This is a genomic window from Pseudomonadota bacterium (assembly GCA_013285465.1).
Classification (GTDB): Bacteria; Pseudomonadota; Alphaproteobacteria; order Micavibrionales; family CSBR16-224; genus CSBR16-224.
This window is the reverse complement of record CP053449.1, coordinates 372,660-393,062: the sequence shown is the minus strand read 5'-3', so window position 1 is coordinate 393,062 and position 20,403 is coordinate 372,660. Positions and strand designations below refer to the sequence as shown.

The following is a 20,403-nucleotide window of genomic DNA, read 5'->3' as shown; positions in this document are numbered from 1 at the left end:
TCTTGTGCTGTCCCTTGGATCAACAAGCCACAGCGGTATCAATCATACCAGCAAGGAGTAATAAGGCATGGAATTTTTTACCCACCCTGAATTTGATAACCATGAGCAAGTTGTACTGTTTTCGGACAAAGCGACGGGATTGCGAGCGATTGTCGCGATCCATAACACAAATCTGGGCCCGGCTTTGGGTGGGTGTCGTATGTGGAATTATGCCAGCGACGCGGAGGCACTGACGGATGTGCTGCGCCTGTCCCGCGGTATGACCTACAAAGCGGCGATTACAGGGCTGCCGCTGGGCGGCGGAAAATCCGTCATTATCGGCGATGCCAAAAAAGACAAAACCCCGCAAATGATGCAGGCAATGGGCCGCATGGTTGAAAAGCTGAACGGGCTTTATATTGTCGCGGAAGATGTAAACACCGATGACCAAGACATGGTGAATATCCATCAACACACCGGACATGTTGTCGGCCTGCCGGTCAGCGGTACGGGCACAGCGGGCGGAAACCCGTCCCCGATGACGGCACTGGGCGTTTTCACAGGTCTGAAAACCGCCGTAAAGCACCGTCTGGGCAAAACCTCTGTTGAAGGTGTGCGCGTTGCCGTGCAGGGACTTGGCAATGTCGGCTATAGTCTGTGCGAACGTCTGCATGAAGAAGGCGCCATTCTGACCGTCACCGATATTGACACGGGACGCATTCAAAAAGCCGTTGATCAGCTCGGTGCAACCGCTGTAGGTCTCGATGAAATTTATGACGTTGATGCCGATGTTTTCGCACCTTGCGCGCTGGGCGGTATTATCAATGACAAAACACTCGCCCGTCTGAAAGTTTCAGTCGTCGCAGGCGCCGCCAACAATCAGCTGGAAACAGGCCGTCACGGTGTTGCTCTGAAAGAGAAAAACGTTCTCTATGCACCTGATTACGTGGTCAATGCCGGCGGTTTGATCAATGTTTATTACGAATATCTTGCCCGTATTACCAAAGGCGTGCAGGGCCGTGAAGAAGATGCGATCCGCCATATTTACGCCATCCGCGAAACGCTGGAGGAAATTTTCCTGCGTGCGGAACATGAAAATGTCTGCACTGCCGAAGCTGCTGACCGCGTGGCAGAGAAACGTTTTTTATTCCTGGAGAACGGTCAGGATAAGGCCGCCTGAAAGACAGAAATTTAAGATATTTTTTTTAAAATCCGCCGTCCGTTTTTTACGGGCGGCGTTTTCTTTTCCTGTGATGACAGATAGAAAAAAATACGGTAGTTTAATGCCATGCTTATTAGAAAACTGCCGGAATCCCTGATCAACCAGATTGCTGCGGGCGAAGTCATTGAACGTCCCGCCGCCGCGGTGAAGGAACTTGCCGAAAACGCCATTGATGCCGGCGCGACACAGCTTGATATCGCGCTGCGCGACGGCGGCTTGTCGTCGATTTCCATCCGTGACAACGGTATCGGTATGGATACGGATGATTTGCGGCTTGCCGTTGAACGTCATGCCACATCAAAACTGCCGGACGGGGATTTACTGCATATCGCCTCCCTCGGTTTTCGCGGAGAGGCGCTGGCCTCCATCGGTGCCGTCAGCCGCTTGAAAATCGCCAGCCGCCCGCGCGGAAAAAAGGCGGACGGGCATGAAATTCTGGTTGAAGGCGGGCTGGTACATGATGTCGCGCCATCCGCCTGCCCGGAAGGAACACTCATTGAAGTGCGCGATTTATTTTACGCGACCCCCGCAAGGCTGAAATTCATGAAAACGCCGCCGACCGAGGCGCGCCATGCCCGTGATGCTCTGGAGCGTCTGGCGATGGCTTATCCCGATATCGGCTTTTCTCTGGAACATAACGGCAAAAAAGTCTTTTCCCTGCCGCCGCGCACGGGCGACAATGCCGGTCTGGCAAGATTGTCGGATATTATGGGCGCGGATTTTTCCGAAAATGCCATGCCGGTCTTGCTGGAAAAGGAAGATGCCGTGCTGAAAGGTTTTGCAGGGCTGCCGACTTTGAACCGCTCCAATGCGCAGGCGCAATATCTGTTCGTCAATGGGCGGCCTGTACGCGATAAATTGCTGACCGGCGCAATCCGCGCCGCCTATGCCGATTATCTGGCACGCGACCGCCACCCGGTTCTGTGTTTGTTTATTGATGTGCCGTTCGAGCTGGTGGATGTGAATGTGCATCCGGCCAAATCGGAAGTCAGATTCCGTGACCCGCGCAATATCAGCGGTTTGATTGTGCGCGGATTGCGAAATGCACTCGGCGAAGCACAGCACCGCGCCTCCACAACCGTTGCCGGGCAGGCGCTGGGTTATCTTGCCAAAAGCACCCCTGCGCCGCAAAGCGATAATCTGTGGCAGGGGGAATACAGTCAGCCTTCCGAAAGCTACAGCAATCTGAAGGGCATGTCCGGACATGGTTATCAATATCCGCGCCCGTCATCACAGCCCAATCTGGCAGCCGCAGCCGCAATGCCGCTGGCACCGGCCATGCGTCATACGCAAACGCCGCCCGCCGCAGAAAATGATCTCCGTGAACAGGAAGATTACAGTGAATACCCGCTGGGCGCAGCCTGTGCGCAACTGCACAACACTTATATCGTCGCACAAACGCAAAGCGGCATTGTGATTGTCGATCAGCATGCCGCACATGAACGGCTGGTTTATGAACGTATGAAAAACGAGCTGCAAAAAGGCGCCGTCAAAAGTCAGGGATTGCTGATCCCCGAAATCGTCGAGCTGGACGCAGGCGCGACAGAGCGTCTGCTGGAAAACGCACCGGCTTTTTCACAGCTGGGGCTTGATATTGAAGCCTTCGGCCAAGGTGCGATTGCCGTGCAAGCCACCCCCGCCCTGCTGGGACAGGTCGATTGCAAAAAACTGTTGCGTGATCTGGCTGATGATCTGGACGAACTGGACCAGCCGCTCTCCTTAAAAGAAAGTCTGGAAGAAGTCTGCTCGACCATGGCCTGCCACGGTTCCGTCCGTGCCGGACGCGTGCTGAAAACGGAAGAAATGAATGCGCTTTTGCGCGAAATGGAAGCCACGCCGCATTCCGGTCAATGTAATCATGGACGACCGACCTATGTTGAGCTAAAGTTAAACGATATTGAGAAACTTTTCGGCAGAAGATAAATCATGGCAGAACAAGACAGCAAAAAAAATGCAGATAAAACAGATAAAAACAGCACATCCGGCGCTGTACCGTCCAAACAGGTTTCTGCGGGTGTGGACGAAACCCAAAAGCTGAAAATTATTTATATCTCCTTTGCAGCCTCCTCGGTTTTGATGTTCACACCGATTCAGCCGATTCCGCTGGTTGCCAGCCTCACCATGATCGGCATCGTTCTCCTCTGCTATTTATCGGCAAAATTTGGCAAGAAAACCCCCTTTTCTCCCCATTACAGATGGCTGATCCGTACCTTCTGGATAGGCTTATGGCTTTTCCTGCCGTTCGTCACCATATTGGGTATGGGTATTCTTCTAAAATTTGGTGATAAAGCTGCTTTTGATGCCGTAGAACAAGCGGGCGATGCCGCGCTCCTTCCCAATGATATGGGATTACAGCAGTTTATGGCCGATAACGGCGTTTTGGGACTGATTACCATGTTTACCGGATGGATTAGCTTTGGCGCATGGTGGTTCACACGGATATGGCGCGGCTTTAAAGGCCTGCAATCAGGCTCATCTTTCCAATTTAAAGATGTTACAAGCTGGTGGGTTAGGCCATAAACTCATAATATGCCGCCGCAAATCAGGCGCGAATATCCAGACGCGTCCCAAGAGAGGAAGAAACAGGTGCGCTACGGGCCGCATCGGCAATAATCCCCACAAGCGCCTGCTGCGCTTCGGCATTGGCTTTCAGAACCTCCGTCGCAACGCGAATCTGGAACAATGCCTGTTGTGTGACGACCGGCGCAACGCTCATAGACAACCTCTTTTCCTTTTATTACAACACGTTCTTTTATTATAGCCGAAAAACTTTAAGAATTTCTTGCCCAAAAAAAGCAAGCCGGGCTTGTCGACGACCCCGGCTTCTAAGTATTTTTTTTAGGATCTGGCTTTCCCAGACTTCTTGTTGGAATTATTCCGGGTCTTCATTTCCCTTTCCAATCGGGAAATGAAATGAAGATTCCAGTCCCTATTCTTTAACTGTAACATTTTCATTGACATTTGTCAATGAAAAAAATCAGCGCGCCGGAAAATCCGCCTTGCCACAAAGCAAAAAAAAGGCGATATTTCATAAGAGACTGATTAATTGTTGAAAAAATTTGAGAGCAGGCAAAGCGGCGCCGAAACGATATTGTTTTAAGTAATAGACGCTTTTAGGAACGAATAGCCCATGAAAGTTCAGAAACCTGGACGTATGCGGAGCGATACCAAACGCGCAAAACAGAAGCAGGAAACACGTAAACGCATTTTACGTGCCGCCGCCGCTCTCTTTGATGAAAAGGGCTTTTTTGAAACCAGCCCCACCGATATTGCCAAAGAAGCCGATGTCGCCTATGGCTCGGTCTATGCGCATTTCGATACCAAAGGTGAGATCCTGATTGTTCTGCACCGGGAGTATCTTGAAGAGAAATTTCAAAAAATCAGCGCCCTAAAACGCGAAGGCCGCAGCGCCATCGAACATCTGCTGTATTTCACCGCACAAATCTGGGAGGAAGATACGGGACAGACACTGGCCAATTCCATTGCCTTTATTTCCTATATCTGGGTGCATGGCAAACAAGAAAACGGGCTGTCCCCGCAGGAAATTTACCGGCCTTTTCTCGAGCTCATCATTCCGCTGTTACAGGAGGCGCAAAAAGACGGCGACCTACCCGAAGACCTTGATATCGGCATGAGCCTTGAAATCTCGCTGGCCACTTATCTCGATCTGATGCGTCAGGCATGGTACAATCCTGCGGAAAAAAGCCAGCTATTCCAAAAACTGTTGCTCAATATGGTGCATATTTTCCGCGCCGATCCCGCCATTCTGCAAAAATACGTTCATCAGGAACAGAGTTAGGGCTTCACAAATGCCGCCGGATGAGGCAAGCTTAGTGCAGTTGGAAATCAATCCGTCATTTATATTCAGATAAGGGTTACCGCCGTGTCTTTACATGTTGCTGTCTTAAAAGAACAAAATGAAAATGAGCGCCGTGTCGCCGTCATTCCCGAAACCGTTAAAAAACTGATTGCCGCGGGCTGTTCCGTGACACTGGAAAAAGGTGCCGGCGCAGAGGCCTCTTATACTGACGAGGCATATAAAGAGGCGGGTGCGAAACTCTCCGGCGCAGATGAGGCCGTAAAAAATGCCGATATTCTGCTTTGTGTCGGCGCGCCGCAGGACAGCGTTTTAAAAAAGCTGAAAAAATCCGCATTGGTCATCGGTGCCTTATCGCCTTACAATAATCAGGATATTGTCAAATCCCTTGCGGCAAACAAGCTCTCCGGCTTTGCGATGGAGCTGGTGCCGCGCATAACCCGCGCACAAAGCATGGACATTCTGTCCTCGCAGGCCAATCTGGCCGGATATAAATCCGTGCTGGATGCTGCGGAATATTACACAGGGTCTTTTCCGATGATGATGACGGCGGCCGGGACGGTTCCGCCCGCAAAAGTCTTTATCATGGGCGCCGGTGTTGCCGGATTGCAGGCCATTGCCACCGCCAAACGTCTTGGCGCGGTCGTTTCCGCCACAGATGTCCGCCCTGCCGCGAAAGAACAGGTGCAATCACTGGGCGGCACCTTCATTGCCGTCGAGGATGACGAGTTCAAACAGGCTGAAACCGCCGGCGGTTACGCCAAGGAAATGTCGAAAGACTATCAGAAAAAACAACAGGCACTGGTCGAGGAAACCATCCAGAAACAGGATATCGTCATTACAACGGCCTTAATCCCCGGACGCGCCGCACCGGTTCTGATTACCGAAGAGATGGTGAAATCCATGAAGCCCGGCGCTGTTATTGTTGATCTTGCCGTTGAGCAGGGCGGTAACTGCGCGGCATCGGAAAACGGTAAAGTCGTCGTCAAACACGGCGTTACGATTATCGGGCATAAGAATGTCGCTTCACGCCTTGCCACGGTTTCCTCGGCGCTTTATGCGCGCAACCTCCTGAATTTCGTCAAAATTCTTATTAACGACGACAGTAAAAAACTGGCGATTGACTGGGATGATGACATTATCAAAGGCACGGCACTGACCAAAGAAGGCGCGGTTATTCACCCGCTTTTCGGTAAGACAACATCTGCCGCCAAGAAAAAAACGACGGCGAAAAAAGCGCCCGCAAAAAAAGCCGCGGGCAAAAAGAAGCCCGCCAAGAAAGCTGCGCCGAAAAAAGCTGCCGCAAAGAAAACAGCGGCAAAGAAACCGGCTGCAAAAAAAGCCAAGAAATAATCTTTTCGTTTAAAAAAGACAGGACGGAGTAAACGACATGTCAAACCAGCAAAATCTTGCAGAGGGCGCACGCGACCTTGCCGCTGCCGCCACGGAACTGGCAGAAAAAGCCGCCGCCCTTGCCGCTACCACCCCCGCACAGGATGCAGGCATGGCCGCCGCCCAGCAGGGAGACGGCTTCTTCATTAACGGGCTGATTATTTTCGTTTTAGCCTGTTTCGTCGGTTATCATGTTGTCTGGCGCGTCACACCCGCCCTGCACTCGCCGCTGATGTCGATTACCAATGCCATTTCCTCGGTTGTGATTGTCGGCGCTTTACTTGCCGTCGGCGCCTCCGCCGTCGGGTTTTCAAAGCTGATGGGTTTTCTTGCCGTTGTTCTGGCTGCCGTCAATATTTTTGGCGGCTTTATCGTAACGCGGCGTATGCTGCATATGTTCAAAAAGAAAGCGTGAGGGGAACTGACCAATGACCACAATGATTTCTCTCGCATATCTTGCATCTTCCATCTGCTTCATCCTGTCGCTGCGCGGCTTGTCGCATCCTGAAACGTCGCGCAAGGGGCTGGCCTACGGTATCACCGGTATGGCGGTTGCCATTGTTGCGACCTTGCTGCTGCCGCATGTGACGACGTACAGCCTGATCCTTCTGGGCCTGCTTGTCGGCGGTGGAATCGGTACGCTGATCGCGCTGAAAATTGAAATGACGGCGCTGCCGCAGCTGGTTGCGGCCTTCCACTCGCTGGTCGGCCTTGCCGCTGTTTTCGTTGCCGCCGCCGCTTTCTACAATCCCGAGGCCTATGGCCTTGGTGCACCGGGCTATGTCGCTTTTGGCAGTATGCTCGAAATGTCGCTGGGGGCCGCCATCGGTGCCATTACCTTTACAGGCTCCATTATCGCCTGGGGGAAATTGCAGGGCGTGATTTCCGGCAAGCCCATGGTTTATCCGGGGCAGCATATGGTCAATGCGCTGCTGGGCTGCGGTCTGGTGCTGTTGATTATTCTGCTGTGCAGCTCGCAAATGTCCTTCTTTTTCTGGGCGGTCGTATTGCTGGCCTTCCTGATCGGTGTGCTGATTATCGTGCCGATCGGCGGGGCGGATATGCCTGTCATCGTCTCCATGCTGAACAGTTATTCAGGCTGGGCCGCCGCCGGTATCGGCTTTACGCTGCATAACCCGCTGTTGATTATTGTCGGTGCGCTGGTCGGCTCCAGCGGTGCCATCCTGTCCTATATCATGTGTAAAGGTATGAACCGCTCCTTCCTGAGCGTTGTTCTGGGCGGTTTCGGCGGTGAACAGGCTTCCGGTGCGGCTGAAGATCTGGGTGACCGTCAGGCGAAAATCGGCTCTGCCGAAGATGCCGCCTATATCATGAAAAACGCCTCGAAAGTCATCATCGTGCCGGGTTACGGTATGGCGGTGGCACAGGCACAGCACGCTTTGCGTGAAATGGCCGATATCCTGAAAAAAGAAGGTGTGGATGTAAAATATGCCATTCACCCTGTCGCAGGACGCATGCCCGGCCATATGAATGTGCTTTTGGCCGAAGCAAATGTGCCCTATGACGAAGTGTTTGAATTGGAAGACATCAACCGCGATTTCGCACAAACCGATGTCGCCTATATTATCGGTGCCAATGACATCACCAACCCCGCCGCCAAAACCGACACAACATCACCGATTTACGGTATGCCGGTTCTGGATGTTGAAAAAGCAAAAACGGTGCTGTTTATCAAGCGTTCGCTCGGTTCGGGCTATGCCGGTATCGACAATCCGCTCTTCTATCAGGACAATACGATGATGCTACTGGATGATGCCAAAAAGATGACGGAAGAAATCGTCAAAGCGCTTGAGCATTAAATTTTTCTGCTAAAGCGCAAGGCGCATAAAGACGGTATCAAAACTTTGCACCGTGTTACCGATTTGCACATCATAGGTTTTGCGGTCGGTGCGCTCAAACCCCAGACGTTCATACAGGCTGATTGCGGCTTCCTGCGTGGCGGTCACATGTAGCGTAACAGCCGCGGCTTCTTTTGCCCGCGCGGCATCAATCAACCCCCATGACAGCATTTTTCCGTAGCCTTTGCCGTGATGTTCTTTCAGGACATGTAATTTGCACAGCTCGTAAACGCCGTCTTCCTTTTCCGGCTTCAACCCGCCGATGCCGATCGGCATATCTTCCAGTAATGCGACCAGAAATGCGCCGCCCTCCGCCGCCATATCCGCAGCTTGCGCCATGATATCGCCGTGAAAGGACAAATCCTGCACAAAACCCTGCGGATTGGCAGCGACGGATTCCGCATAAATCCGGCGTACGGCGTCAGGGTTTGCGTCGTGGAAGGGAATGATTGTGATCATGTTTTGCGGCCTTTTTCTGTTCAGCGGTTTTGTCCTGCGTACCGTAATTGCGCAATGTCGCCTTAAAAATATCGCGCAAAGTCACAATATCCTGAATATTCGCGCGCTCGTCAATCTGGTGCATACCGCCTTTTTTGAAATAATCGCCCGGCTGTTTACCGTGACTGTCATAGCCGCCGCGTTCGGGCAGACCCAGCTCGATGATTTCCGCATCGGGGAAGTAGTCCTGCACAAAACGTCCATCCGTCGTACCGCCGCTACCATCCAGAACCGGTGCTTTGCCTTTGATCTCCTCCACCGCTTTCGCAGCAGCTTTTGCCAAAGATGCGGGCGGGCTGTAATAAGGCATAGAGGCCGTATCCAGATTGGCCGTCACAGTAATTTTATCCAGCTTATCGGCATCGGGATGGTTCTTTGCCCATTCCGGCGGATTTTTCAGCTTATCCTCAATCCATTTTGCCAGCGCTGAAGGTGTCTGGTTATGGGTATAGCGGATATTCCACAAGGCTTCCGCCTTTTCCGGGATAATGGCAGAGGCGTTAAAATCACCTGATTTTGTCGCGACAGCCTCAAAATTCGTATTGGGGAAATATTCATTACCATCCGCCCATGCTTCGCTATTGAGGATGGTCAGTGCCAGCGACAGAGCACGGTTCGGATTCTCGAATAATTCAGTATAAGCGGCATGCCCCTGCACACCTTTGGCGGTAAATGTCCCGCACAGGCTACCGCGCCGCCCCAATTTTATATGACTGCCGATTTCATCCTGCGAAGACGGCTCGCCAACAATAAAGGCATCCGGTTTTTTGCCTTCTTTTTTCAGCCAGTCGAGGATTTTACGCGTACCATTCACAGCCGCCCATTCCTCATCCGTGGTCAGGACGATACCGATACGGATATTGACGCCTTCAGTCTCAGCCTGTTCCGCCAACTCGTTCACTGCTGCGGCAAAAGCCGCCACACTGCCCTTCATATCGGTAATGCCGCGCCCATAGAGATAACCGTCTTTAATGTCGCCGCTGAACGGATCATCCGACCAGTTTTTCTTTTCTCCTGTCGGCACGACATCGGTATGGCCGATATAGCACAGATATTTTTCCGGCTTGCCTTCTTCAGGCGTTCCCAAAACCCATTCAACGTAAAGATTATCGACCTCGTAATCCCATTTTTCATGGCCGCCGGAAAAGCTCATCCGGTTACTATCCGCACCGGTCTGCGCAACGAAACTCTCGACAATATCCAGCGTTTTGCGCGACGCCTCCAGATCAGCCGGATCAAGAGCCGTAATACTGGGGATGCGCACAAGCTCCTGCGCAAAGGAAATCAGCGCCTTATCCTCCGCCGTCTGCGGCATAAAAGGCGCTGGAAGCACAGTTTTCTTTTCCGCTTTGGGCGCAGATTTTGAACCGTCTTTCGGCATGATAAACTCTTCTTTAAACAGGACTGATTTGGTACCTGTTTGGAAATTATCATAAGTTACGGGAAACACCGAGTCAAAAATAACGTAAAATTGTAATTTTTTTTACGCTTATTCCTTTTTCTCCGCCGCATCAGGACAGTTTTGACGCGCACGATATGCTTTGTAACGCAATCTGATATCAGCGGCCATGGCTTTACGTTCTTCGAAATCCATATCCGCCGCCAGTTCCGCCGCCGTGGTCAGGAATGAGGATAAAGGAGATGTCCGCTCTGTCAGCATATCCGCCGCAATTGTATCGAAAGCGGCGCGATCAAAATTCTCTGCCTCCATCGCCGCCATTAAAGCCGTATGGAGTGCGTCATATTTTTCACGCCCTTCGCGGAAGCGCTGCCGCGCTTTTTCCATTTCCGCCTGATAACGACTCTGCTTTTCGGCTGTCAGAACCTGACTGACAGGGCTGGCAGCAGGCGGCTGTAAAGACGAGATTTTCCCGCCCAGAAAAAGCCCGCCCAGAAAAATATTCAGGGCTACGGAAATCAGCAATGCGGTTTTCAAGCGTTTCATTACATCCCCCCGTCTTCACTATAGGCGTAATAGCTCATCAGCGTGTCAGCTTGCACTGCATAACCATCTGTCCGGGCAGCTTGTTGCAAACTGCCCAGCGCAATACCTGCCGCAAACAGCAAAACGGATGCCGCAATACGCCATGATATCAAACGCGGCAGGGTGTCGTCCTGCAACACCGCTTTTTGCGGCAAGGCATATGATGCCGCCAGAATACGGTTTTCAAACTCCCCGTCAGGCGCGGGAACATCCACCGCAAAGGCGCGGGAAAATTCTTTTTCAGCCGTCAGTACATCGCGCAGTGCCGCATCTTCCACGAGTGCTTTCTCTGCCTTGACGCGCAGATGCTGCGGCCATTTTTCCAGCGCCGCACCATAGGAGTCCAGATAATCGCGAAATTCCCGTTCCGTCATGTCCAGCCTCCTTCTTTTTCCATCTTCTGTTTCAGCGCCGTTTTCGCACGGCGTACCAGCAACTCGACTGATTTTGGCGTTGTCTCCATCACAGCCGCCGCCTCGGTATGGGTCATCCCCTCATAAAAACACAGCAGGATTGCCTGATGCTGGCGTTCCGGTAAACGTGACAGCGCCTGCAGCACATCCTGTTTTATCAAAGCCTCTTCCCCGCTTGCGATACCCTCCGCCGGAACGGCTTCTTCGAAAAGCGGCAGCACGGTTTTACGGGCGCGCAGCGCATCGCGGCAGGCATTCAGCACAACACGGTAAAACCATGTTGCGAAACGCGTCTTGCGCTCCGGATCCCACATATGCGGGCGCTGCCAGAATTTCATCAAAGCGGTTTGCACGACATCCTCCGCATCTTCCCGGTCTGCAACATATTTAAAAGCAAAGCCGTAACATTTACGGGCGTAACGGTGCACAATCTCTGCGAAAGCCCGTTGATCGCCATCCCGCACCATTGCCGCCAGTGTTTCATCCGACAGTTCCGAGAATACAGGGTCTTCCCGTTTCCGGTCAGGGAAATAGGCCAGGCGTTTTTCCTCATCCCGCCCCTCCTTCTGACTGTTCTTGTCCGGTCTGTCCTTGCGGTTTTTCACTTCGCTGTTCTTTCCTTGCTTTGCGTGCGCCAAAAAAGCCTCTGATATCCACTATAATGACATAGAAAGCCGGAATAAGCACCAGCGTGATAAGCGCCGCAAACAAAATTCCAAAACCTAGTGAAATCGCCATCGGAATCAAGAACCGCGCCTGCCGCGAGGTTTCAAAAATCATCGGTGCCAGTCCGATAAACGTCGTCAGAGTCGTCAGCAAAATCGGACGAAAACGCAGTACGGAGGCATCGGTAATCGCGCTTTTTATCGTCATTCCCTTTGCGCGGCGGCGATTGGCAAAATCGACCAAAATCAGCGATCCGTTCACCACAACCCCTGACAGTGCCATCATCCCCAAGAGGCTCATCACACTTAAGGAATAGCCCATAATCATATGGCCGAAAACCGCACCGATTGCGCCGAAAGGAATGGCCAACAGCACCATCAAAGGCTGACTGTAGCTGCCGAATTGCAAAGCCAGCAAGGCATAAATCACAAACAGCACGGCAAACAGCCCCCAAAGAAGGCTCATAATACTGTCGCGAATTTCCGCCTGCCGCCCTTCAAAAGAATAGGTTAATCCTGGATAGCGGCGCTGCAATTCCGGCAACGCATCCTGCGTAATAACATTGATAATGCGTCCCGCCTGCGAAGGCGGGTCCACATCTGCAGCCACCTGCACAACACGGCGTCCGTCGCGGCGGTAAATCGAGGTATAGGCGCGGCCTTCTTCCATCGTGACCACATCGCGCAGCATCACATCCGACCCGTCCGGCGCACGCAGCATCAGATTGTATAAATCATATTGTGACGAGCGTTGCGCTTCGGGCAAACGCACCAATATACGGACTTCATCACGCCCGCGCTGCTGTTTAAAAACCTCGCTGCCATAGAAAGCCGCCCGCACCTGCCGCGCAACATTTTCCGTCGTCATCCCCAGCGTATAGCCCAGCGTGGTCATGCGGAAATTAAACTGCTTTTTCCCCTGCGCCGATCCGTCATCAATATCTTTCGTATTCGGGAAATCCGCCAATGCCACAGCCAAACGCTGCGCTGCCGCATCCAGCACGGCCGTATCGGTATGGCTTAATTCCACCGTCAAAGCCGCGCCCGATCCCGGCCCGCCCCTATTCGACAGAAAGGAGGAGGATTCCAGACCGGTTATCACACCGACTTCGTCACGCCACAGGGCCACTGTCTCGCGCGTACTGACCGGACGGATATCGGGATCCGTCAGGTAAATCCGCGCCTCAATCACATTTTCGGCGATTTTACCGTAAACACCGGTTGCAAGCCTGTCACCGCCGTTTTCCTCCACCACTTTTTTCGCCGCATCCAGCATATGTTTCTGCACCGTCATAACACGCTCCATCGGCGTGCCGACCGGCAATGTCACGGAGGCAAAAGCATAATCGGATTCCACCCGCGGGAACATCTCCATCCCCATACGCCCGCTGCCGACATAGCCGCCGACTCCGGCGAGAAAAGCCATAAACAGTGCAACGACAAAATAGCGGTGGCGCACCGTCATGCCGATAAAACGGCGAAAATACCGTTTCACAAAATACTGAAAACCGCGCTGGAATTTTCTTTTCGGTGTGCCCAGAAATTTCATGACCTTGCCCGGCTCTTTTTTACTGCGCGTAAAGGCCAGATGCGCCGGCAGCACAAACAGGCATTCAATCAGGGAAAACAGAAAGACGGCACAAACAACGACCGGAATAACACTGAAAATTTTGCCGATTGTCCCCGGCATGAAAAACAGCGGCAGGAAGGCAACAATATTGGTCAATACGCTGACCGTGACGGGATAGGCAATCTCGCGCGCACCGGTGACGGCTGCCATCAGCGGCGACATGCCTTTCTGACGGTAGCTGTAAATATTTTCCCCCGATACGATGGCATCATCCACCACCAGCCCCAATGCGATGATAAAGGCGAACATGCTCACGATATTGACCGTAAAATCTGTCGCCGGAAAAGTCAGGAACGCGCCCATAAAAGCAATCGGTATCCCCATACTCACCCAGAAAGCCAGCCGCGTTTCCAGAAAAAAGGTCAATAGCAGCACAACCAGACCCAGCCCCCATAACCCGTTCTTGACCAGCAACGCCGCACGTTGCTGAAAGATTTTGGAACGGTCATCCAGCACGATGATATCAATCCCCGGCGGCAGTGTTTCATTCAGCGTTGCGATATGCGCTTTCACGCGGGAGGAAACACCGACCGGTGTTTGGTCACCGATACGGTATACATCCAGAAATACCGCCTGATGGCCGTTATAAACCGCATAATTATTGCTGTCGGCAAAAGCTTCACGGATATGCGCAATATCCCCCAGTAAAACCTGACTGCCATTGGGCTGGATAATCACCGGCACGTCACGGAATTGCTTTGCCGTATCGCGCCTCTCCGTCATACGGACAAGAATTTCGCCGCTGGTCGTATCCAACGCACCGCCGCCCAGCTCCAGCGCTGTCTGCCGCACACGCTGCGCAATCTGCGGCAGGCTAAGATTATAACGGCGCAGATTATCCTGCGACACTTCGATATGGATTTCGTAATCGCGCACGCCGCCGAGCTCAACCGGGCCGATATCCGGATCCTGTTCCAGCACCGCCTGCACTTGTTCCGCCGCATTGCGCAAAACGCGTTCATCCGCATCGCCGAATAATGCTAATGTCACCACATCACGGCGGCGGCTGTTGATTGCCACTGTCAGATTTTCCGCATCAACCGGAAAGGTCGTTACACGGTCCACGGCGGATTGCACATCCTGCAAAACCCGCATCATATTTTCAGTATCAAGAACCTCGACAGAAACCGATGCCGCCCCCTCTGTCGCGCGGGAGGTGATTTCTCCCAGCCCTTCAATATCACGCACCGCATCCTCCACGGCCAGCACAATCCCCTGTTCCACCTCTTCGGGGCTGGCACCGGGGTAAGACATGCGTACTGTGACCGTATCCAGCGCAAATTCGGGAAAGACCTCCTGCGTTGATTGCGTAAAAATAAAAAGCCCGCCCAACAGGCAAATCACCATCAACAGATTAGCGGCCACAGGATGCGCCGCCATCCATTTGATCGGACCGTTTTCAATCTCGTCCGGGTGATCTGTCTTGTTTGCGCTCATTCAGTACCTCCTTCAGGAAGGATTGCACCGGATGTCACATTTTCTTTCACGGCTTCCGCATCCGTACGGATTTTCATTCCTTCTACAGGAACGGAGATATCGGATGTCACCAGCATGTCCCCTGCTGTCAATCCCTCGGCAATATAGGCGTAATCGCGGTCTTCCCGTAAAATCTGCACGGCATTAAATTTCAACAAACCGTCCTGCGCCGTCCAGACAATGCTGCCGTCACGCAACCATGCCAGCGGTACGCGTACGGTGTTTGTCAGTTTTTCACCTTTGATCCGCACCCGCACGTAATCCCCCAGCATCATTGGAAAATCTGTGACTGACGCATCTTCCGCCAACAGCATCGGATCAGCCACCGCCACCAGCACACCGGCAAGACGGCTGGCTTCATCAAGTTTTCCGGTCATACGTACCAGCTGCGCCTGTCGTGTGCCGCGCTTTCCATCCAGTACAATTTCCGCCGGTGCCGGAAAATGCAGCCAGCGCAAATCACTTAAGGGAACCGATAATTCAACCCAGTATTCATCCGTTCCCGCCAATGTCGCCACAATCTCCTGCGCTGCCACACGGTCGCCGCGCACGGCGCGCCGCTCCGTCACCAAGGCGTTGAACGGTGCTTTTACAGCCGTGCGTGACAAAGCCAGCTGCGCCGTATCAAGATCAGCCTTCACTTTTTCCATTTCCGCCCGCGCCTGATCCAGTTGCGGGCGACGCAAAGCAAGTGCGGTATTGGCCGGTTTTTTTCCTGTCGTTCTTTCCAGCATCTCCAATTCGTTTTTTGCAACTTCCTGCCGCCCCATTTCCAAACGGTATGCCGCCTCCGCCTGCTGGAATAATGCCTGTTGTTTTTTGACAGCCAGCTCATAATCGGCGGGCTCAATCTGCAACATGACGGCATCCTGCACAAAAAAACCGCCCGGAACAAAACCATCCGCCGTTGTGATAATTTCACCGCCGACCTGCGGTCTGATCTGTGCGCTGGTCGCAGGAATGACCTGTCCCATCGCCTCGACCACGACGGTATAATCACCGCTTTCCGCCACAGCAGTTTCCACAGGCAGCGCCATCGGCGGCGGCGCAGGGCGGCGCTCGACCGTTGCCGGATTTTCGACATACCACAAGGCGACAAAGACGCCGCCCGCAACCACCGCTACCGGCAGAATAATTTTAAAGAGCTTCGCGAACATCCTGTTCCTCTCCGTTTTCCGTTTCAGTCTGTTTTTCCGCAGAATCTGCCATGACGGTATCCGTCCAGCCGCGGCCGCCCAGCGCGCGGTACAACATCACACGGTACAGCGATAAATCACGCCGCGCCTGCACCATCTGTCTCTCAAGGCTTTGCACATTTAAAAGCCCGTTTAAAACAGATAAATAATCCGTACTGCCATTTGTATAGCTGATCTGCGCCTGCGCCAGCGCATTACGCGCGGCTTCAAGCTGTTCCTCAACCGCTGTGATTTTATCGGCCTGATATTTGTTCTGCGCCAGTGCATCTTCAACTTCTTTCAGCGCGTTTAAAACGGTTTCACGGTAGGTTTGAAACCGCTCATCCGCGACAGCCTGCTGCCGTGCGGTTTCCGCAACCCGCGTCCCGCCATCCATAACCGGCGCAACCAGCGATGCCGCCAGTGTCAGCGCCCAATTCGTGAATAAATTACCGAATGCCGCCCCCATTGTTGCATAATTTGCCGTCAGATTAACGCCGGGCAAACGGTCAGCCGCGGCCGCTTCTTTTGCCCAATCGGCGGCAGAAACCCGCAGCCATGCCGCACGGATATCAGGCCGCTCCTCCAGCAACAGGCTGGGCAACCCGGCTCCGGGCAGGGGCAACAACGCCGGCAATGCCGCTTGATCAGGCGGTATGAATTCCGCCGGGCTACGCCCTGCCAGCACCGCCAAACGGTTCAGGGCCAGCGCCTGCCCCGCCTGTACGTCCGGCAATTGCGCCCGTACGCGTGCAAGGACTTCTTTTTGCTGCAACACATCCAGCGCCGAGGCAATACCGCCTGAAAAACGCGCCTGCTGCAGCTCCATCACATTTTCATTAATGCTGATCTGGCGGTTTAACAATGCTTCTTCCTCACGCAGAGCGGCCAATCTTAGCCAATCCTGTATGATTTCCGCCGCCAATGTTACTGCTGCCGCGCGCAAATCTTCTGCAGCGCCAAAAGCGTCAAGCTTGCCTGATTTTGCAGATGCGCGATTCTTCCCCCAGATATCCAGCTCATAAGATGCGGCGCCGCTGAGGCTCAAATCACCACTGCCTGCCGCCGTTCCACGCCCCAAATCGCGACCGCCCGTGACGGTGACAGAGGGGTATAAATCCGCACCGCTTTTTTTTGCCACAGCCTCGGCCTGCAATAATCTTTGCCGTACACGTTCGAGATTGGGATTGTCTTTCAGCGCCTCTTCCACCAGCTTATTCAAAGCATCATCACCGAATTCCCGCCAATATTGTCCGCGCACAGCATCATAACCCGCTGCGCTATCCAGGGAACGGCTATAGGAAGACGACATTTGTAGCGGATCGCGCCCATCCGGCACAGCGGTACAACCCGCCTGCAATAGCATCAGCGACGGCAGCAGCAAGGCCAAGCCTTTTGCATGGAGTGAATGTTTGTATTTTCTTTTCAAAGGTTTTCCGCCGTTTTCCTGATCGGTTTTTTGCTTTATCCACTATATACGCAGTTACAGCGGAAAAACCCTCGAAAAAAATCAATAACAAGATAATCTGCCGCGGCAGGCGGTTCTTTTACTCCTGAAAGGCTTCGTAATTTTCCTCATTTTCGAAGTAATAAACGGAACCGTCACGTTTTGCCCCGATCACCGCATCGGCTTTATCCACCTCCGCGCCGCTAACCGGGTCGACCCCCTTGCGTAGGCTGGCGTCTTTTTGAAGCCGCGCTTCACACATCGCACAGCATCCGTAATAGGTCTTTCCTTCCACTTCAACGGGGATTTGTACAATAGGAAAGACGCGGTTATTCACCATACAGACATATTTTGCCTCAACCTTGTGCAAAGACGGGAACGGATTTTCCGCTTCTGCGGCAGCATCCTGTGCAAAAACAGGGGTGGATAACAGCAGCACGAATGCTGCAAAAGTAAAAATAATTTTTTTCATGTTTTTTCTCCTGATAATATTTCGTTGCCTGTCAAAAACAGGTTACAGAATTTATCAGCGGAAGATCGGCGGACGCATCAATCGTTCCAAACGGGTGCCATTGGAGGTCAGGTCAAATACTTCATAACCGGATAAGGGCGGCATTCTGAAATCAGTCATTTCCGCAGGGGCCACCAGCGGCATTTTACCGCAACCGACACCGTCACAGAAGGGTTCACAACAACCCTGCTTGGTTTCCGCCGTTTTTTCTATCTCGGAGGAGGAAGATATATCATGGCAACCGGATGACATGTCTTTTTGCTGTGTCATCACAGTTTTTCCGGCGTTTTCATCATAGTCGCAGACAGCCGAAGCATAACCCATGCCGGGAACCCCCGCCATCAGGAATGACAAAACGGCAAAAACACCGAGATATTTTTTCCAAAGCTTCATTATTTTATTATAACATATATTTCATTTTAAGAGAAAGAAGGCTGTCGTGGCAAAACACAAAAATAATAAGAAACAGTCAAAGACCGACCATGACGATCTTGGCAGTTACGGCATTCTGGCGCAATACTGGCGGCTGATTTCCGGTTGCTGGACCTATGCGGGGGACGAGAGAAAACGCGTTGTGCAATATTACGTGATGTTCATTCTGGCTAATGCGATTTTTATGACCCAGCCTTACGTATTGGGTGAGCTGATTAACGCCTTGCAAGCCGGCGGCGATGAAATTTTAAAGCAATCCCTGTTCTGGTTGACGCTTTATGTGCTCGGAACATTCGGATTCTGGCTGTTCCACGGACCGGGGCGCTGCATCGAGCGCATGACCGCCTATACGATCAAAAAGAATTTTAACCTGAAATTCTATGACTATATAACGCGCCTGCCGCTGCACTGGCATCACGACCATCACAGCGGCGCAACCATCAACCGTGTCAATAAGGCCGCCAATGCACTATCGGGATTTGCCGAAACCCAGTTTATCTATCTGCAATCCATCGTCCGTTTCACCGGCGTTTTTGTCGGTCTGGCCTTTATTGATGTTTATGTCAGTCTGGCATTATTCGTGATTTCCTGCCTGATTTTTTACCTGCTGACTTATTTTGACAAAATCATCATGCGCCTGAATCACCGCATCAATGAGCGCGAACATGTTTTCTCTGCCGCGCTGTTCGATTATGTCAGCAATATCCAGAATGTCATCATGTTCAATCTGTCGCAGACAACGGAAAAACATCTTTCCGGTGCGATCCAATCATGGTGGGCTCCCTTTGCCCGCGCTGTTGTTCTGGTGGAGTGGAAATGGTTCTTAATGTCGATGCTGATTGTGCTCAGCCATTTTCTGGTTCTGTATCTTTATATCGCCCATCACATGAAAATCGGCGCAGGTGAAGTTTTGGCACTGGGAACCGTTGTTGCCATTTTCCAGTATATGCTGCGGCTGGACGGTGTTTTTGCCGCCGTCGCCCAAAAATATGCCGATCTGGTGCAGACTCATACCAATGTTTACGCGGTTGGGAATATCGTCAAAAGTTTCGAAGATATCGGCATCCGTGATGACCATCTGCCCGTCTTAAAAGTCAAAAAAGGCGAGATCCACTACGACCATATTAGCTTTGCCTATAAAAAAGCGGCCGCAGTGTTCAGCGGTTTTGACCTGAATATCGGTGCCAGACAAAAAATCGGTATTATCGGACGTTCCGGCGCAGGAAAATCAACGCTGGTGAATTTGTTGCTGCGTTTTTACGAAGCCCCTGATTGCCGTATCACGATTGACGGTCAGGACATCCGCGAGATTTCCACCAAAAGCCTGCGTGAACATATCGCCGTTATTCCGCAAGATACGACACTGTTTGAAGACACGCTGATGGAGAATATCCGTTTCGGCAAGCTTGATGCCACAGATAAAGATGTCATCGCCGCCGCAAAAAAAGCCAATTGCCATGATTTTATCATGGAGACGACGGAAGGCTATAACTCCATGGTCGGCGAGCGCGGTGTGAAACTTTCCGGCGGGCAGCGCCAGCGTATCGCCATCGCCCGCGCCATCCTCAAAGCCGCACCGATACTGGTGCTGGACGAGGCGACCTCCGCCCTTGATACCGAATCCGAACAGCTGATTCAGGAAAGCCTTGAAAAACTGATGGAAGGCCGCACCGTCATCGCCATTGCGCACCGCTTATCCACCATCGCCCATATGGATCGTCTGGTTGTTCTGGATGCGGGAAAAATCGCCGAAGACGGCACACATCGCAGCCTGTTGAAAAAAGACGGGCTGTATGCGCAGCTGTGGAAAAAACAATCCGGCGGATTTATCACGATTGAACAGCCGGAAGAAGATGCTGCGCCAAAGAAAAAAGCAAAAAAGAAACGGGCAGGAAAAAAATAA

General features: G+C 52.4%; 19 protein-coding genes. 8 read left to right on the top strand and 11 right to left on the bottom strand.

The features are described from left to right. The first annotated feature begins 67 nt into the window (after positions 1-67). From HND56_01960 to HND56_01950, 3 genes are all read left to right on the top strand, one after another. Entirely contained in the window at positions 68-1,159 is a 1,092-nt protein-coding gene (locus HND56_01960) for a Glu/Leu/Phe/Val dehydrogenase (GenBank protein ID QKK04526.1), read from the top strand. Positions 1,160-1,267: 108 nt separating this feature from the next. Further along, a complete protein-coding gene (mutL, locus tag HND56_01955) occupies positions 1,268-3,124 on the top strand; it encodes a DNA mismatch repair endonuclease MutL (GenBank protein QKK04525.1) in 1,857 nt (618 codons plus the stop codon). Between the two features lie 3 nt (positions 3,125-3,127). After that, on the top strand, positions 3,128-3,721 hold the full coding sequence (locus HND56_01950) for a hypothetical protein (protein ID QKK04524.1): 594 nt from the start codon (positions 3,128-3,130) through the stop codon (positions 3,719-3,721). A 22-nt stretch (positions 3,722-3,743) separates the two neighbouring features. Here HND56_01950 and HND56_01945 read toward each other — a convergent pair whose 3' ends face one another. Then, positions 3,744-3,917 (bottom strand): hypothetical protein, encoded by a 174-nt coding sequence (locus HND56_01945; protein ID QKK04523.1) that lies wholly within the window; start codon positions 3,915-3,917, stop codon positions 3,744-3,746. 414 nt (positions 3,918-4,331) lie between these two features. Between HND56_01945 and HND56_01940 the strand changes: the two genes are divergently transcribed. From HND56_01940 to HND56_01925, 4 genes are all read left to right on the top strand, one after another. Continuing rightward, positions 4,332-5,000 carry a TetR/AcrR family transcriptional regulator gene (locus HND56_01940; protein ID QKK04522.1) on the top strand — a complete coding sequence of 223 codons (669 nt, stop codon included), beginning with the start codon at positions 4,332-4,334 and terminating at the stop codon, positions 4,998-5,000. An 84-nt stretch (positions 5,001-5,084) separates the two neighbouring features. Beyond that, a complete protein-coding gene (locus tag HND56_01935) occupies positions 5,085-6,371 on the top strand; it encodes a Re/Si-specific NAD(P)(+) transhydrogenase subunit alpha (GenBank protein ID QKK04521.1) in 1,287 nt (428 codons plus the stop codon). 37 nt (positions 6,372-6,408) lie between these two features. After that, positions 6,409-6,825 (top strand): NAD(P) transhydrogenase subunit alpha, encoded by a 417-nt coding sequence (locus tag HND56_01930; protein QKK04520.1) that lies wholly within the window; start codon positions 6,409-6,411, stop codon positions 6,823-6,825. A 13-nt stretch (positions 6,826-6,838) separates the two neighbouring features. Further along, positions 6,839-8,230, top strand: coding sequence for an NAD(P)(+) transhydrogenase (Re/Si-specific) subunit beta (locus HND56_01925; GenBank protein ID QKK04519.1), 1,392 nt, complete (start codon positions 6,839-6,841; stop codon positions 8,228-8,230). Between the two features lie 9 nt (positions 8,231-8,239). On the opposite strand, the gene HND56_01920 is transcribed toward HND56_01925, so the two are convergent. The 10 genes from HND56_01920 to HND56_01875 form a co-directional block, all read right to left on the bottom strand. Next, positions 8,240-8,728, bottom strand: coding sequence for a GNAT family N-acetyltransferase (locus tag HND56_01920; protein QKK04518.1), 489 nt, complete (start codon positions 8,726-8,728; stop codon positions 8,240-8,242). Further along, on the bottom strand, positions 8,691-10,148 hold the full coding sequence (gene dapE, locus HND56_01915; GenBank protein ID QKK04517.1) for a succinyl-diaminopimelate desuccinylase: 1,458 nt from the start codon (positions 10,146-10,148) through the stop codon (positions 8,691-8,693). Before dapE ends, HND56_01920 begins: the two co-directional genes overlap by 38 nt. Before the next feature lie 108 nt (positions 10,149-10,256). Continuing rightward, on the bottom strand, positions 10,257-10,712 hold the full coding sequence (locus HND56_01910; protein QKK04516.1) for a periplasmic heavy metal sensor: 456 nt from the start codon (positions 10,710-10,712) through the stop codon (positions 10,257-10,259). Then, positions 10,712-11,125 carry a hypothetical protein gene (locus HND56_01905; protein ID QKK04515.1) on the bottom strand — a complete coding sequence of 138 codons (414 nt, stop codon included), beginning with the start codon at positions 11,123-11,125 and terminating at the stop codon, positions 10,712-10,714. Before HND56_01905 ends, HND56_01910 begins: the two co-directional genes overlap by 1 nt. Further along, complete coding sequence (locus HND56_01900; GenBank protein QKK04514.1) at positions 11,122-11,769, bottom strand: sigma-70 family RNA polymerase sigma factor; 648 nt, start codon at positions 11,767-11,769, stop codon at positions 11,122-11,124. The genes HND56_01905 and HND56_01900 overlap by 4 nt, the downstream gene beginning before the upstream one ends. Continuing rightward, positions 11,714-14,896 (bottom strand): efflux RND transporter permease subunit, encoded by a 3,183-nt coding sequence (locus tag HND56_01895; GenBank protein QKK04513.1) that lies wholly within the window; start codon positions 14,894-14,896, stop codon positions 11,714-11,716. The genes HND56_01900 and HND56_01895 overlap by 56 nt, the downstream gene beginning before the upstream one ends. Further along, positions 14,893-16,092: an efflux RND transporter periplasmic adaptor subunit gene (locus tag HND56_01890; protein QKK04512.1), complete on the bottom strand. Its 1,200-nt coding sequence runs from the start codon at positions 16,090-16,092 to the stop codon at positions 14,893-14,895. The genes HND56_01895 and HND56_01890 overlap by 4 nt, the downstream gene beginning before the upstream one ends. Continuing rightward, positions 16,073-17,539 carry an efflux transporter outer membrane subunit gene (locus HND56_01885; protein ID QKK04511.1) on the bottom strand — a complete coding sequence of 489 codons (1,467 nt, stop codon included), beginning with the start codon at positions 17,537-17,539 and terminating at the stop codon, positions 16,073-16,075. Before HND56_01885 ends, HND56_01890 begins: the two co-directional genes overlap by 20 nt. 118 nt (positions 17,540-17,657) lie before the next feature. Further along, the gene (locus HND56_01880) at positions 17,658-18,029 is read right to left on the bottom strand and encodes a hypothetical protein (protein ID QKK04510.1); all 372 of its coding nucleotides are present in this window, start codon (positions 18,027-18,029) and stop codon (positions 17,658-17,660) included. Between the two features lie 54 nt (positions 18,030-18,083). Further along, positions 18,084-18,461 (bottom strand): hypothetical protein, encoded by a 378-nt coding sequence (locus HND56_01875; GenBank protein ID QKK04509.1) that lies wholly within the window; start codon positions 18,459-18,461, stop codon positions 18,084-18,086. Between the two features lie 46 nt (positions 18,462-18,507). Between HND56_01875 and HND56_01870 the strand changes: the two genes are divergently transcribed. Then, entirely contained in the window at positions 18,508-20,403 is a 1,896-nt protein-coding gene (locus HND56_01870; GenBank protein ID QKK04508.1) for an ABC transporter ATP-binding protein, read from the top strand.

Excerpts from the sequence above, each read along its gene's own strand:
- HND56_01960 (QKK04526.1), top strand. The coding sequence starts at position 68 with ATGGAATTTTTTACCCACCCTGAATTTGATAACCATGAGCAAGTTGTA.
- mutL (QKK04525.1), top strand. The coding sequence starts at position 1,268 with ATGCTTATTAGAAAACTGCCGGAATCCCTGATCAACCAGATTGCTGCG.
- HND56_01950 (QKK04524.1), top strand. The coding sequence starts at position 3,128 with ATGGCAGAACAAGACAGCAAAAAAAATGCAGATAAAACAGATAAAAAC.
- HND56_01945 (QKK04523.1), bottom strand. The coding sequence starts at position 3,917 with ATGAGCGTTGCGCCGGTCGTCACACAACAGGCATTGTTCCAGATTCGC.
- HND56_01940 (QKK04522.1), top strand. The coding sequence starts at position 4,332 with ATGAAAGTTCAGAAACCTGGACGTATGCGGAGCGATACCAAACGCGCA.
- HND56_01930 (QKK04520.1), top strand. The coding sequence starts at position 6,409 with ATGTCAAACCAGCAAAATCTTGCAGAGGGCGCACGCGACCTTGCCGCT.
- HND56_01925 (QKK04519.1), top strand. The coding sequence starts at position 6,839 with ATGACCACAATGATTTCTCTCGCATATCTTGCATCTTCCATCTGCTTC.
- HND56_01920 (QKK04518.1), bottom strand. The coding sequence starts at position 8,728 with ATGATCACAATCATTCCCTTCCACGACGCAAACCCTGACGCCGTACGC.
- dapE (QKK04517.1), bottom strand. The coding sequence starts at position 10,148 with ATGCCGAAAGACGGTTCAAAATCTGCGCCCAAAGCGGAAAAGAAAACT.
- HND56_01910 (QKK04516.1), bottom strand. The coding sequence starts at position 10,712 with ATGAAACGCTTGAAAACCGCATTGCTGATTTCCGTAGCCCTGAATATT.
- HND56_01905 (QKK04515.1), bottom strand. The coding sequence starts at position 11,125 with ATGACGGAACGGGAATTTCGCGATTATCTGGACTCCTATGGTGCGGCG.
- HND56_01895 (QKK04513.1), bottom strand. The coding sequence starts at position 14,896 with ATGAGCGCAAACAAGACAGATCACCCGGACGAGATTGAAAACGGTCCG.
- HND56_01890 (QKK04512.1), bottom strand. The coding sequence starts at position 16,092 with ATGTTCGCGAAGCTCTTTAAAATTATTCTGCCGGTAGCGGTGGTTGCG.
- HND56_01880 (QKK04510.1), bottom strand. The coding sequence starts at position 18,029 with ATGAAAAAAATTATTTTTACTTTTGCAGCATTCGTGCTGCTGTTATCC.
- HND56_01875 (QKK04509.1), bottom strand. The coding sequence starts at position 18,461 with ATGAAGCTTTGGAAAAAATATCTCGGTGTTTTTGCCGTTTTGTCATTC.